This is a genomic window from Bradyrhizobium sp. CCBAU 65884 (genome assembly GCF_028128835.1).
Classification (GTDB): domain Bacteria; phylum Pseudomonadota; class Alphaproteobacteria; order Rhizobiales; family Xanthobacteraceae; genus Bradyrhizobium; species Bradyrhizobium ottawaense.
In genome coordinates, this window is the sequence record NZ_LBJU01000134.1 from 233574 (window position 1) to 246967 (window position 13394).

Consider the following 13394-nt stretch of genomic DNA (forward strand, 5'->3'; position numbering starts at 1 on the left):
TATATTATTTTAAATACGGCCGCGGATTCGAATAACGCCTACGGCCCCGTGCTCCCGCGCGACTGTCAATAGCCGAGAGAATTGTCCGATGCTTCAGACCAATACGCTCCAGACCGATGGGGCACGTCTGCCCTCCTCCATGCCAATGCAGGCTGATCGCCAAGACGCCGCGGGCATCGGCGAGCTCATTAAATTGGCGCTCGTCTTTATAAGGCGGCAATACCTCGTCATCATTTTCACCACCGTCCTGGCAGGTGCCGCCAGCCTCATATACCTCCGACTGGTCTCGCCGGCCTATACGGCGCAGGTTCAGGTCCTGTTCGAAAACCCGAGGGCACAATTCCTCCAGAAGCAATCGTTGCTCTCCGAACCGATCGTCGATGTCACTCAGATCGAAACGCAGCTGCAGATCATCAAGTCGCAGGCAACCGCTGCGGCCGTGATCAAGCAGCTAAAATTGGGCGATCATCCGGATTTCAAGGAGTCCCGGTCGCTGCAGTCCTGGCTACTGAGCTGGCTTCGACGATGGCGATCGAATGCGTCGGAAGCTGCGCAATCTGCCGCGCCAGAGCAACTCTCAGAAGCCGCCATTGCGAGCTTTCTGGATCGCCTATCTGCAGGTCGAGTTGGCTATAGTCACGTTATTGAAGTCAACTTCACCTCGAGCGATCCAGCGCTAGCGGCGGAAATCGCGAACGCAATTGCCAAAGCCTACATCAACGATCAGCTCGACGCGAAATTTGAAGCCAGCCGCACTGCAACAAGTTGGCTGCGGGAACGGCTGCGAAACCTCGGTGAGGAGGCGTTGACCGCCGAACGTGCCGTTGACGCTTACAAATCTCAGAACAACATCGTTTCGCCCGGTGGAAAACCGATCGACGAGCAGCAGATCACGGAACTCAATACTCGGCTGGCTACCGCCCGTGCGCAGAGTTCGGAGGCTGCGGCCAAGCTGTCCCGCTACGAAACTCTCCTCGGCACCGACCCGGCAAAACCATCCGCGATGAGCAATCTGGATGCCATCGGCTCCGACGCGATGAACAGTCCAATCATTACGTCGCTACGCCAGCAATATCTCGAACTCTCCAGGCGTGAGGCCGAGTTATCGGCACGCGTCGGGCGCGATCATCTGGCGGTCGTTAACGTCCGAAACAGGCTCCGTGAATTTCGGGTCTCCATTCTAGACGAGGTGAGGAGACTTTCCGAGATCAGCCGCAGCGAAGCCGAACTCGCAAAGCAACGGCAGCAGGAGATCGAAAAACGTCTGTCCGTTGCCATTGCGCAGTCGCGCCTCACGAACTCGGCAGAGCTGACGATAAGAGATTTGGAAAGTCGCGCAAAAAGCTTGCGGGCCCTCTACGATACCTTCCTTCAGCAGTACATGGGCTCGACGCAACAGGAGACCTTCCCTATCTCTGAAACCCGGGTCATCTTCCCCGCCTCCGCCGCTCAAACCAAGAGCAAACCGAAGACGAAGGTCGTGCTGAGTTTCGGTCTTCTGGGTGGCCTCGCGCTGGGACTACTGCTCGGTTTCGTGAGAGACGTAATGGACCGCGTTTTCCGTACCTCTTCCCAGCTCGAGGCCGCGCTGGAACTGCCGTGCCTGTCTCTCGTGCCAATCCTGAACTTACCCAAGCCGCAGAGGCCGTCGGCCCGGCTTCAACAGACGCAGGAAGACTCGAGCCAACGAATACTTTCGACCGCTCCGGACATTCATCGCGCCGTCGTAGGCATGCCCCTGTCTCGGTACACGGAGGCCATCCGTGCGATCAAGATTGCGATCGATCACAGCCCGGCAAAGACCCCCAACCAGGTGATTGGCCTGACGTCAGCTCTCCCAAACGAAGGCAAGACCACGATTGCTGCTTCCGTGGCGCAACTCATCGGACACAGCGGGAAGAAGGTCATCATAGTGGACTGCGATCTCCGGAATCCATCGCTCTCGGCCCGTCTCGTCCCGAAGGCGGTGGATGGCATTATTGAAGTCATGAACGGTGATCGCCCACTCGAGGAGGTGGTATGGCGGGATCCGAGGACAAATCTTGCCGTTCTTCCGGCCGTTCAACGCGGGCCCGTACTTCACTCGAGCGAACTTCTGTCCGACAGCGCGATATGCAAGCTCTTTGATCGCCTGCGACAAAGCTATGACTATGTCATTGTAGATCTTCCGCCGCTGAGTCCGCTTGTCGACGTACGGGTCACGGCGCCTCTGATCGATTGTTACGTTCTCGTCGTCGAGTGGGGACGCACCAAGATCGAGGTCGTTCAGCATGCACTGCACACCGCCCCGACGATCTCGGACTCGCTGATCGGCGCAGTCTTGAACAAGACGGACATCAAGGCAATGGCGCGATACGACACCCATCGAAGCGACTACTACGACGACAGTCACTATGTTCGTTACGGTCTTTCGAGCTCTTGAGCGGCCCCCTCGCCGCGCACCATCACGATTTGCGCGTTAGACGGTCTGCCGATCGGAGCATCCGGAGGAACGTCAAGCCAGAGAGGTGACGTGGTATGCTCGTCAGGTTCCTGATGCTGGCACTCGTTGTGTCCGTCGCAGCAGCTTTTGCAATGCCCGAGATCCCGCAGCAGCGAGCTCTATCCTCTGCTCTCCTCGCGACGGCGTTGCTGGCAACCGCAATCTTCGCCTCATCCTCCGCAATCGCGAGTCTGGTACGGCGGTCGGGACTCGTTCTCATCCTCATTCTCGCTGTACCGGCGATTTACATGGCCGTCCAGCTCGCGCCAGTTCCTGTCCACGGCCTCGGCAATCCGATATGGGAAACGGCATCGGCCGCCTTGAATGCTCCCCTCGCCGAACGGCTCACGGTGGACGTCCGTGCAACCGTGCAGGCATTCTTGCACTACAGCACTGCCGTCGCCCTCGCGCTCATCACGACCGTCGTCGCGCTGGACAGACAGCGTGCGTGGCAACTCCTCTCCATGCTGGTCGCGATCTCGACGATCGTCAGTGCGTACCTGCTGTTGCGGCAGACGATCGGAGCGGACGGTTTCTCGCGCGGCGATACTCCTGTCCTCGCAGCGACCGGCGCAGTCCCGGCAGTGCTGGGGCTGGTGCTGTCCGCAGCGATGATGACCCGTGCGTTCGAGGACCGCCGCCGTGTCAAGCAACGCCCATTTCGAGTGGCAACGACCCCTTGGTTCGCACTCCTCGCGACACTTCTCTGTCTGTCGGCAATCCTCGCCAGCGGAGACGGGATGGGAACGGCCACAGCGGCATTGCTCGGAGTGGGAATCGTGCTCGCCGCGTTCGCGATCCGGAACTGGTTCTCTGGGGTTTGGGGTATCGCGAGCGTCCTGGCCACGGCTGCCGTGTTGTTTCTGGCGGCCTTCACCCTCATGCCAATAAGGCCTAATGCCGATCTGACAGTCGCCCTGTCCGAGCACGCCCCGGGGGCGACTGAGCGGATGTTGCAGGATGCCGGCCATGCCGGCTCCGGCGCGGGAACCTACGCGGCATTGCTGCCAATCCATCGCGATATTGCCGCGCCGTTGTCACGAGAGCGCCCGACGGCTGCCGCGGCCATCGCAATCGAGATGGGCCGCCCCTTTCTGTACGGCGTGTTGATCGTTGCGGTGGTTGGCGCCGGGGCCTTGCTCAGATGCTCCCTGCGGCGAAGGCATGACTACGTCTACGCGGCCATTGGCGCCGGCGCTGCGACTTCGTTGGTTGTGCTGGCCTTGGTCGAAGACGGCATTCTCGAGTTCGGCGCATCGCTGTTGGCTGCCGCGCTGTTCGGACTTGCGGTCGCCCAAAGCCAGCGTGATACAGGCGCCGTAACCGAGCAGTCGCGGTCGGCGCGGCCCGTCGTTGGACTGGATAGTCCGGGCCCGGCATGCGCGCCAATACGCTCATATGGGATTGGCAATGCATCGATGCGTGTTGGATTGGGCACCATCGCAGTCGCGCTGATCGCGCAAACGGTCTGGCTGCTCGCTCAGCCGTCGTATCCCGGCGGTTTGCCGGTTGAAGCGCTCGTTCCCAATGATGCCTCACGCCAAGCACTTCTGAGAGTGCTGCCGCAGAACTCACTGCGCAGTGATGGCGATTTGCGGTCTGGGAGACCCGCTCCCGCCCCACAGCCCGCGGCCAATGGAGCAGCAGCCTCAAGACCGGAGTTCGGAGTCCATCCTGCCGCGCCGACTGTACTGGCGCAGGCGCTGCGGTCCTCGCCATTACGAGGGGATCTTTGGCTCATGCTTGCGGCACTGTCGAGGGAACAAAGATCGGTCGAATACGACGTCGCGGCCTTGCTGAAACTCTCGTACTACACAGCTCCAAACGATTTGGCCCTGCTTCCGCTACGACTGACTGCCGCTCTCGGCGAGGCTTCGGTCGTCAGCGATCCCGAATTGCGTGAACTGGTGCAGCGCGACGCCAAGATTGCCTTTGCTAGGCAGCCCGCTCTTCGACCCGCTCTCATTGCTGCCTATCAATCGGCGTCGGCGGAGGGGAAGGCCCTGGTGGACAATCTGATTTCGGAATGGGATTCAGCAGCTCTTCAAAGCATGCGCAAGGAAGTCCCGATCCCGGGACCTAAAACGGATCCACCTTTGCCGAGCCGGACATGGGGTCGAGGGGCGGCGCGGTAGTTCCAAACCCGTTCCGCTTCGATGGGCAGTTCTTCGAGCACGCGCCTGATCCGAAGAGCGTCATTTGGTATCATTTAAATTCAGATATTTTGCTTGATATATTCAATATTAATAATAAATTAAATACGAATTCCGAGTGCCCCGCCATGAACTTCGTGAACCGGCACCTCCCCGATCGAAACGATACGGCTCGTGTCAACCTCGAGCCGTCGGTGTCCTCCAGGCATAAATGGCCCCTCCGTTATGACTGGATCGAACCTGTTGCACTCTGTGCCGATATCGCGACGATTTTGTTGGCCAGCATCGTCTCCACATTACTGTACCGGCTCCAAAACGGGCAAGCTGAGGGAGACCATGGCAACGCATTTGGCTTAGCGCTGGTCAGCGCAGCTTGCGTTGCATCCGTGCTGAAGGCTCAAGGTCTTTATCGCCCGATTGAGCTCCTCGTCCTCAAAAACCAGGTTCGGGCCGTCTGCGTGACGTGGGCGTCATTGCTGCTCTTGATTTGGGCCGCCGACGGCTTTGCAATTCGGCCGGGCGTATCTCAGGAAGCAGGCCCGCTCTTCGCCATCCTTGGCCTGGGGTTGCTTGTAGCCGAGCGATGGGCTGTCAAATCGCTGCTGATAAGAGGCCTGAGCGAAAGAAGATTTGCCAGCACGAATATCGTTCTAATCACGGACCAGCCGCTTTCGAAAAATGCCGGCCTACCGGAAACCTTGGCTATGCATGGATATTGCATCCAGGGGCGGTTCAGCCTGCCGCCCATTGGGTTCGGTCCCGCCGGTCGCAAGCGCCTCACGTCTCGCGTAATCGACCACATTCGCAACGCTCGGCTCGACCAGGTGGTGGTCGAAGCCAGCCCGGAGCGATGGCCGGAGCTTCGGGCATTTGTTGCCGAGTTGCGGGTACTGCCGTTTCCGGTCATATTCGTGCCGGTCGGCACAACAGCCGAATTGCTACGACATCCTACGCGCAGCCTTGGTAGTGCCGTTTGCGTGGAATTGCAGCGCGGTCCCCTTACCCCGTTCGAGTGCGCGGCCAAGCGAATCATTGATATCCTTGGTGCGGGGCTGGCCTTGGCGATATCCGCACCGCTGCTTGCGCTTGCCGCAATCGCAATCAAGCTGGATTCTCCCGGCCCCGTGTTCTTCCGACAACAACGCTGTGGTTTTAATGGTCGGACATTCTTGATCCGCAAATTTCGGACCATGCACGTGCTCGAGGACGGCAGCGTGATAGTTCAGGCCACCCCGGTCGACCAACGCATCACCCGCGTGGGCAGATGGCTGCGTCGGTCTAGTTTCGATGAACTGCCGCAACTGCTGAATGTGCTTGAGGGCAGCATGTCGCTGGTGGGTCCGCGCCCCCACGCCTTGGCCCACGACGGACAGTTTGACAAGCTCGTGCGAAACTACGCGTTTCGTCGCAGGGTCAGGCCAGGACTGACCGGATGGGCCCAGATCCACGGCTGCCGCGGCCCAACACCTACAGCGTCCATGATCGAAGCACGTGTACAGTACGACCTCTGGTACGTCGACAATTGGAGCCTTCGGCTGGATCTCGCAATCCTGTTGCAAACTCCGATGGAGGTCTTGCGGGGCCGCAACGCCTACTAGGCTCGATCCCCGCTCAAAGTGCCAAGCTGCGCCGACCTGCTGGCGTAACGACGTCTCACGCCCGCTGCCGAAGCTTCGGAGTCGCTGCCCCTATGCGAAACTCCTCGATCCGTCGGCCGGATTTCATGGCAGCAACCAACCACCGCGGCCGCTTGCCACGTCCTGACCAGGTTTCAGAAGTCTGGGGGTTGCGGTACTTCGGCAGCACACGCGGATATTTACGCCTCTGCTTGCCGGTCGGGGAGACGGCCGGCCCGCCTGTTTCGAACACGGCCATTCCCCCTCCGAGAACCGCCAGGCGCTTCTCCAGTTCCTGCTTTTCCGCCTTGATCCGATCCGACAAAATGCCGCTAATTTCCTCATGAAGCGACCATAGATCGTCCAGAGACATCGCTTCTAGTTCGAGCTTCTTGGTCGACATGCTAGCATCCTGTAGTTGCGCCCATTTAATATTGTCCCGGTCGGCTAATCAAGAACCAAGTGGTCAGCTTAAACAAAAATATGTGGAACCGAACGGCAAGTTCGAGCTCCACATAACTGCGCCGCCGGTTCTAATCAAGACAAAAAAATGAACTTATCCGCTCAATTTAATAGCGGCCAAAGTAACATTACGCGCCTTACGTGCACCGATGCCCCAACTCAAGTGAAGAACGACACGTTAAGCCGGGCCTGGGATCAATCTGCCACGCCGCACTTTCGACAAATATGCTCGGCATCCGAGGCCGCGTTGCATCGTTCTTACCCTCGGCAACAGGGAGCGTACGACTCAGTTACCCTCAGCGCGAGCCATCGCAGCTGGATTTGTGGCTTCAAGCCTGGATATCAATCAATCTAGCCGCGGCAGCGATGAACCGGCTGATTGCTTCCTGAAGGGCGCCCCAGAGGGCAATCGTAACATCCAATGTTTCTCGTCTGGCTCGCATTAAAAACTGATGAAAATAATCCTCGCAATTAATAATTAAATAATATATTATTATTTATTGTCACGCCAATTTGAAAGACCAGCCTTGGACCTATCCGTATTTTGCGCTCGAAAACGATACTCGGCGTGGAGATGACAAGGTAGTCGGGAGCGTGAGTTGAACGGTGACGAGAATGCTATGCGCAGGCAAGATCTCGAAGCCATGGATTTTGAAGAACTATGGCTCCTCCACGAGGAGCTAACAAAGATTCTTGCTGAAAAGATCACGGCCGAAAAGCGGGAGCTGGAGAAGCGCCTGGCGCAACTCAATCAACCGGAACAGGTCGGTGGGCCCGAAAGCGGGGCGGCAGAGATGGGCCTAGGCCAGCCTCCCCGCCGCAAATACCCAAAGGTCGTACCGAAATACTTCAACCCTCTCAAACCGACAGAAACTTGGTCCGGGCGTGGCAAACAGCCGCGCTGGCTGGTCGCCGCACTACAATCCGGGCACACATTGGAGGAGTTCAGGATTCACGAGAACGGTGAAGCCTCCAACCAGAATGCTGGTGGTCAGGGGCACTGATTGCCCTACCACTGCAAATCCCCGCATGCGCAAAGTCGTTGGATCCAGGGAAGCTGGCGCCCGGTCGGAACCGGCCAATTGAGGTCGTTCGCTTCGGAGCTACCGCCCTAACGGAGCGGCTTGTGATTTTAGGCCTTCCCTGCGCGCACCGCGACGGCCGCCTTCAACAGAAACTGCAGGGTTCCCATCCTCGGCAGGGACCACAATCCACGCCGGCGCGCAGTGGGTTGGATGGTGTCATTCGCCACCTTCCGGTAGTTTCCGAGATCCAGCATCATCATTGCGAGGAAGGGCACGCGCGTGGCTGGAAATCGTGCTTGCATCAACTGTCGCATGAACTGCAGACGGGGAATCAGCCGAGAGCGCAACTCTTGCGGAATCTCGACGCCAAGCAACTCAGCAAGAGCAAACAGCTGGGTTTCAACCGCGTTCTTCATCAATTCGCCCGAGACAAGAGAGGCAAGCTCTTTCCAATCCAGGCCCTCGGCGGAATTGCTCATATCGCGCAATTCAACTAGGTGCCGCAGGTCGAGGTCGCCCAGCCAATAACCGTAGTCTTGAAATTGATCATGGATGATCAACATGAGCGCCCGGTAGGTAGGCGCGGGGATATACACGCGTCCGCGCCCCAGCGGCGCGGGCACACAATGGTTCAGCGGGTGCCCGAAGCTCTGGTAGAGGTACGCGGGACCTGGAGCTGCCCGCTGCAGGTCGATGGTCCCGACATCCTGCGAGCGATTCAGCTCGACATGCCATCTGTGGCTTTCGGGAGGGGTCTCATAGTCAACATCGTAGCCAATTGCGCATAGAGCGGAGACTGCCATTCTGGCTTCGTCCGGCATAACCATAATATCCAGGTCGGACATTAGCCGAACGCCCCGTCGCTCTTCAGGCGCGGTCACCAGCGTCGATGCCCCCTTGAGCATGATTGGCGTAATTCCCAGGTCGTTCATCGCAACGACGGCTTCTTCGAGTTGAGCGACGAGCCGATTGTTCCGCAGCACGTTTCGGCCGTGGATCTGGCGAATATATCCGCAGACGTCCTCCGACAGGACCGGTGCAAATTTGTCGACAAAATCGATGAGCGCCGGTGTCGTCAGAGTCTGATTTGCGAGCCCGATTACGGACGTCCATTCGACATCGACAGGTGGCATGCCTTGCAGGCAATTGCAGAGGCTCGTGAGCGCCGCGCTATGCCTTGCCATTGCATAGATCCATAAGCACGCGGCGAGCCTCCACGGCCTCGCAATAGGTGAGTTGAAGCGATGGCGCGCCCGCGACGATCCGCTTCAAAGCGAAAAAGCCGGCCTGCGAAAGTCTTCCGTCAGCAGCAAATCCGTTGTCGATGAGCCGCTTCATCGAATCCAGTTGATCTATCGCGGTTAGTTCGGCCGGACCGCTCGCGACACGGTTCAAGAAGATGATCCAGCCTGCGGAAAAGCTTTGGTGGTACGCATCCGCAATGGGTACGTATCGCACCAGAACGCCGTCGGAGCGGCGATGCGTCGCGTCGTACCGGCCGCCATGTAGTCGCGAGAGCAAGTCCCACGATCCCTCCTTGAGAGTGAGAGCAAACGGGATGCCGCAGATCGCTCCGTCAGCGCCAACCAGCGCAACGTCATCGCCGGCGTACCGAAGTCCGGCATCCACCAGCTGCAATGTGAGGGTAGACTTTCCAGCTCCCGGCTGGCCGCACAACAATAGGCCTACACCGTCCTTCACAAGAGAAGCGGCATGAAGGGAGAAGGTCCAGCGATCGCTTCGAATAAGCCGCTCGGTGATGTGAGCTTTGATCGTTGGGGCAAGTGCTTCGACTTGACATCTGGAGATGCTGGAATCCTCTCCGCGCAAGAGCACTTGCTCGTCCAGCATCATTGCCTCGATCGCAATGTCGTCGTCGCCGCCGGCGCTCTGGTCCGAAACACAAAACAGCGAACACAGCCGCCTCAAGAGGTCCCGATTTGCAGCCCGGACCCCTATTCGGTGCCGGCCTAGTACCGCCGAGAAGGCAAAATCGGTCGGCATTCGCCAGTCGACCTCGAGCAACGCTCGATCGATCCAGACATTTACGACCTGTCGGGTGAACTGGCGCGCGGTCTGCTCGTCGATGCCTAGGGTCCCAAGCCCCTTACAGGTGTCTTCCAGAGAGGCGCCTTGCGCCAGCTTACACCAGATGAATGCCCCTACTCGGTCCAGTTCAAAGATCTTCTGCCCTGCTTCGCTGAAGAGCATTGATCGACCGTCCAGCAGCGCGAACACTGCATCCGAAGCCGGTCTCAACACCATCTCTGCCGACGATCTTTCCAGCACGGTTCCAACCAATGTGAAGACATCTGCCTCGTCCTGTGCCGACGAAGCGACGACAGCGCCCGGGATGCTAGCGTCGCGGCCCTCGGCAGCCACGAAGTTCAATCTGAACCGTCCGCGGCGTGGCAATTCCCGTCTGCCGGGCACAAGTGACCCAATCGGTCTCGTTTCGAAACGACAATCCGGTCCGGCACGCCACAGCTGACCGCCCCTACCCCCTCCCTCCGGAGAAATGTTCAACACCTGCTCTCAAAGAAAGCGCGCTCCCACTCAACCGATGAGCATCCAGGAGGTACCTATAGGCTTCGCGATCGGCACTGCGTTCCCGCAGAATGCGCTCCTTCTCGCCAATACCTACCAATTCGGCACGCATCTGGGCCAACTGCGGCGCATCGGGGGCGAAATCGTACTCGCTAAGAGTTAAATCCCACATTGTCTCCTCCAGCCGAACAAAACCTGGACGAGCTTAGCTTACGTGATCGGCAGCAATTAACAACGATATTTACATCAGTGCCATATAATCAAAATTTATTTCATGTTTGAACCGAACCTAACCACCCGTTTACCAAAGCCAAATTGCGGCGCGCGCCGAACTGATGGCAGGTGGTGAGGGATAGGCTGAGCGTCCGAAAGGGCCCGCCGCGACGGCCCGCGAAATAAATCGGTCGAGAGTCGCAAACCGGACCGACAGCGCGCATTTAATTGCGCATTAAATGAGAAAAGATAATGTTGACGAATTGCGTGAGGGGGAGTGAGACCAGTGATCCGGTTGGCTGATCTGTCCTTCAAAGGGAAGATATTGGCTTCGTTGCGAGCGGAATATTCGGCACGAAGCCGCAGGGATTTGGACATGCTAATTGTGAGGGGCCTCCCAGAAGCCTTCGGTTGAAGCCGAAGCCTCATTTCATAGGCCTGCCGGCCAAAGCCGGCGGTATCCCCCGAGAATTCGCCAAGCAGGAATCCGGTCGGTTGGAGAAGCGTCGTCACGAGCAAGCTGCCCTTTGCTCGACAACGACCCCAGGTGCGATGCCCCCCCAAGTAACCCGCACCGACGAGAGCGCACTCCAGCCGACCGGCCCCTTTTTCAGCAGTATGTTTCTGGGAGGCTCACATGGGTATGGTCATGGTCGAGTGTCCGCAAACGGGTCGCGCGATTCCTACCGGCATCAAATCCGATCGCGAGACTTTCCTGCGGAGCATCGTGTTTTTCGGCAATACTCGTTGCCCAATCTGTGAGGCCAATCATAACTGGTTCGCCCGCGAGGCCTGGGTCGAAGAGTCAATCATCCGGACGGTGGATATCCTTCGTGCGGCTCCTTCGCGCTGACATAAATGCCAAGGCCGTTTGAAAGAGCGCGTCCAAATTCCCTTTTCCGATGCGAGCATTTTGGTGCAATGCACTAGAGTGCTCGAAAATATTTCTGCGTATCGTCGTAAAGCGAACGGACGGCTCCGGGATCCATTGCTTACAAATTATTGGCACGTCGTCACAAATTCGATCTTTCCGTCACGGCTTCGGCAAGGCCTGTTGGGGTATTATAGTGAGTAGTGGGTTTTGCAGCCTGGCTGTTCTGCATCATACAGCGATCGAGCTCGTTAGCCTGCTCGCTCAATTGAAGCGGCTCCGGGAGAGAGTACGAAGGGCGGAAGCACGGCGCTCGGGAGAAAGACGGCAATCGGCGTCGCGTGCGCGAAGGCCCCGAGCAACGAGATATCGCACGCGAACGATTCCCAAGTCAGTGCAATTCTGATCATCATGCTGGCTGAATCAAGGACCAGCATGGATGCGCAAGGCCTATTCACCGCAAGCGTGCCGTGTTCTCTCTAGCCCGCTTTCGACAGGCGCTGGCCGGCATACATCGCAGGCTTGAACCCTGATTCCGGCTTTCATCACGACAAAGCCGCATCACAACAGACGGCGCAGAGCGTGTTGGCGCGAGTCCGATCGAGCTCTTCCAGTTTCCTCGCTTCATACTTCCGGCTTCGTTGGACGGAACGCATCGACGACTTTGGAACCGCTGGCTGTGAAGTGGCTCACATTGCGCAAGACAATATACGTGTATCCGTCGTGCTGGGTGGACATGGCAGACGGAGATGCGCATGAAACGCCTCATGCTCTCGCTCATTGCAGCCTTGCTTCTCGCCGGAGCGGCCAACAGCATGCTCAGATCGCACGCACTGTTCGACCGGAGCGGCATGCCATCCATCCAGGAACTGCAGACAGGTCAGGCAAACAAGCTCCCTGAACAGGAGATGCAGGACCGTTCGATCTTGTTTGCGAAAGAACCGGCGCAATAGAGCGAACCGCCCGCTTTCCCGGCTGTCCGTCTTACTCGGCCGCCTCGGTTGCGGGTCGTGACTGTCCGTCGTTTGGCCCCGCTCGTGCCGTCTCCTGGTCGAACCAGAGGCTATGGTGCTCGCGAGCCCAATTGACGTCGACCTCACCCGTGCCCATGGCCTCGAACGCACCTTCCATTCCGATCGTGCCGATATAGATGTGCGCGAGCATCGCCGCGACAAACAAGACGGCCACTATGGAGTGCACCACCTGGGCAATCTGCATGCCCTCGATCCCCGTGCCGTAGAACGGAAACATCAGCGCATAGCCGGTCGCGGCGACGAGCCCGCCGCCGATCACGACGATCCAGTAAATCGCCTTCTGCCCGCCATTGAAGCGATTGGCCGGCGGATGGTCATGCCCGAACAAGCCGCCGCCACGTTTCGCCCATTCGATATCCACCTTGTTGGGAATGTTGCCGCCAATCCACATCAGGAAGATCAGGACCACGCCGAGCGTGAACGGGAAGCTCAGATAATTGTGGGCGTACTTCGCCCATTGCGACCATTCGGAAAAGGCCTCGAAGCCGATCAGCGGCAAGAGCAGCGGCCGGCCGAAGGTGATGTTGAGGCCGGAGATCGCCAGGATGATGAAGCAGGTTGCCGTCATCCAGTGCACGAAGCGCTCGAAGACGTTGAAGCGCACAATGGTACGACCCGATCGGCCGCTTTCCAGCCGGACCATGCCGCGGGTGAGATAGAAGATCATGATCAGGGCGGTCATCCCGATGATCGCGATGCCACCGATCCAGCGCAGCGTGACATCGCGGAACTCGCGCCACTCACGTCCCTGTGGCTGCTCCAGGACGCCGGACCGCTGGTCCGGAATGCTCACCCGGCCCTGGATCCGGTTCAGCTCCTGCAGAAGCTGCTGCTCCTTGACCGAACTTGCAGTCGGATTGACCTGTTGAGCACTCGCGGGCGCCGCCATCACCAAGAGAAGCAGCGTGCAGACGCCGAAAGCCAGGCGAATGAACCTTCCAAATGACGCCATCACGTCCTCCCCGGTATTGCGCGCCCTCGGCTGCCCACC

General features: G+C 58.6%; 10 protein-coding genes. 6 read left to right on the top strand and 4 right to left on the bottom strand.

The window, feature by feature from the left end:
* Positions 1-88: 88 nt before the first annotated feature.
* From XI03_RS39065 to XI03_RS39075, 3 genes are all read left to right on the top strand, one after another.
* Positions 89-2422: an AAA family ATPase gene (locus XI03_RS39065; protein WP_038970407.1), complete on the top strand. Its 2334-nt coding sequence runs from the start codon at positions 89-91 to the stop codon at positions 2420-2422.
* Positions 2423-2517: 95 nt separating this feature from the next.
* Positions 2518-4617 (top strand): hypothetical protein, encoded by a 2100-nt coding sequence (locus XI03_RS39070; RefSeq protein WP_271595098.1) that lies wholly within the window; start codon positions 2518-2520, stop codon positions 4615-4617.
* A gap of 146 nt (positions 4618-4763) precedes the next feature.
* The gene (locus XI03_RS39075) at positions 4764-6233 is read left to right on the top strand and encodes an exopolysaccharide biosynthesis polyprenyl glycosylphosphotransferase (RefSeq protein WP_271595234.1); all 1470 of its coding nucleotides are present in this window, start codon (positions 4764-4766) and stop codon (positions 6231-6233) included.
* Between the two features lie 55 nt (positions 6234-6288).
* On the opposite strand, the gene XI03_RS39080 is transcribed toward XI03_RS39075, so the two are convergent.
* Positions 6289-6654, bottom strand: coding sequence for an H-NS histone family protein (locus XI03_RS39080; protein WP_028143633.1), 366 nt, complete (start codon positions 6652-6654; stop codon positions 6289-6291).
* Positions 6655-7333: 679 nt separating this feature from the next.
* Between XI03_RS39080 and XI03_RS39085 the strand changes: the two genes are divergently transcribed.
* The gene (locus XI03_RS39085) at positions 7334-7717 is read left to right on the top strand and encodes an H-NS histone family protein (RefSeq protein ID WP_028143632.1); all 384 of its coding nucleotides are present in this window, start codon (positions 7334-7336) and stop codon (positions 7715-7717) included.
* 128 nt (positions 7718-7845) lie between these two features.
* Here XI03_RS39085 and XI03_RS39090 read toward each other — a convergent pair whose 3' ends face one another.
* Both XI03_RS39090 and XI03_RS39095 read right to left on the bottom strand, forming a co-directional pair.
* Positions 7846-8922, bottom strand: coding sequence for a nucleotidyltransferase family protein (locus tag XI03_RS39090; RefSeq protein ID WP_244439118.1), 1077 nt, complete (start codon positions 8920-8922; stop codon positions 7846-7848).
* A complete protein-coding gene (locus tag XI03_RS39095; RefSeq protein ID WP_271595235.1) occupies positions 8909-10120 on the bottom strand; it encodes a serine/threonine protein kinase in 1212 nt (403 codons plus the stop codon). The genes XI03_RS39090 and XI03_RS39095 overlap by 14 nt, the downstream gene beginning before the upstream one ends.
* A 1015-nt stretch (positions 10121-11135) precedes the next feature.
* Here XI03_RS39095 and XI03_RS39100 point away from each other — a divergent pair.
* The gene (locus tag XI03_RS39100; RefSeq protein ID WP_038948928.1) at positions 11136-11351 is read left to right on the top strand and encodes a hypothetical protein; all 216 of its coding nucleotides are present in this window, start codon (positions 11136-11138) and stop codon (positions 11349-11351) included.
* A gap of 773 nt (positions 11352-12124) precedes the next feature.
* Positions 12125-12322 (top strand): hypothetical protein, encoded by a 198-nt coding sequence (locus tag XI03_RS39105; protein WP_271595099.1) that lies wholly within the window; start codon positions 12125-12127, stop codon positions 12320-12322.
* Between the two features lie 31 nt (positions 12323-12353).
* Here the strand turns inward: XI03_RS39105 and XI03_RS39110 are convergent, their stop codons facing one another.
* Complete coding sequence (locus tag XI03_RS39110; protein ID WP_271595100.1) at positions 12354-13355, bottom strand: formate dehydrogenase subunit gamma; 1002 nt, start codon at positions 13353-13355, stop codon at positions 12354-12356.
* Between the last annotated feature and the right edge of the window lie 39 nt (positions 13356-13394).

What these genes read in the sequence shown, in the direction of transcription:
- XI03_RS39065 (WP_038970407.1), top strand. Translation starts at nt 89, where the DNA reads ATGCTTCAGACCAATACGCTCCAGACCGATGGGGCACGTCTGCCCTCC.
- XI03_RS39070 (WP_271595098.1), top strand. Translation starts at nt 2,518, where the DNA reads ATGCTCGTCAGGTTCCTGATGCTGGCACTCGTTGTGTCCGTCGCAGCA.
- XI03_RS39075 (WP_271595234.1), top strand. Translation starts at nt 4,764, where the DNA reads ATGAACTTCGTGAACCGGCACCTCCCCGATCGAAACGATACGGCTCGT.
- XI03_RS39080 (WP_028143633.1), bottom strand. Translation starts at nt 6,654, where the DNA reads ATGTCGACCAAGAAGCTCGAACTAGAAGCGATGTCTCTGGACGATCTA.
- XI03_RS39085 (WP_028143632.1), top strand. Translation starts at nt 7,334, where the DNA reads ATGCGCAGGCAAGATCTCGAAGCCATGGATTTTGAAGAACTATGGCTC.
- XI03_RS39090 (WP_244439118.1), bottom strand. Translation starts at nt 8,922, where the DNA reads ATGGCAAGGCATAGCGCGGCGCTCACGAGCCTCTGCAATTGCCTGCAA.
- XI03_RS39100 (WP_038948928.1), top strand. Translation starts at nt 11,136, where the DNA reads ATGGGTATGGTCATGGTCGAGTGTCCGCAAACGGGTCGCGCGATTCCT.
- XI03_RS39105 (WP_271595099.1), top strand. Translation starts at nt 12,125, where the DNA reads ATGAAACGCCTCATGCTCTCGCTCATTGCAGCCTTGCTTCTCGCCGGA.
- XI03_RS39110 (WP_271595100.1), bottom strand. Translation starts at nt 13,355, where the DNA reads ATGGCGTCATTTGGAAGGTTCATTCGCCTGGCTTTCGGCGTCTGCACG.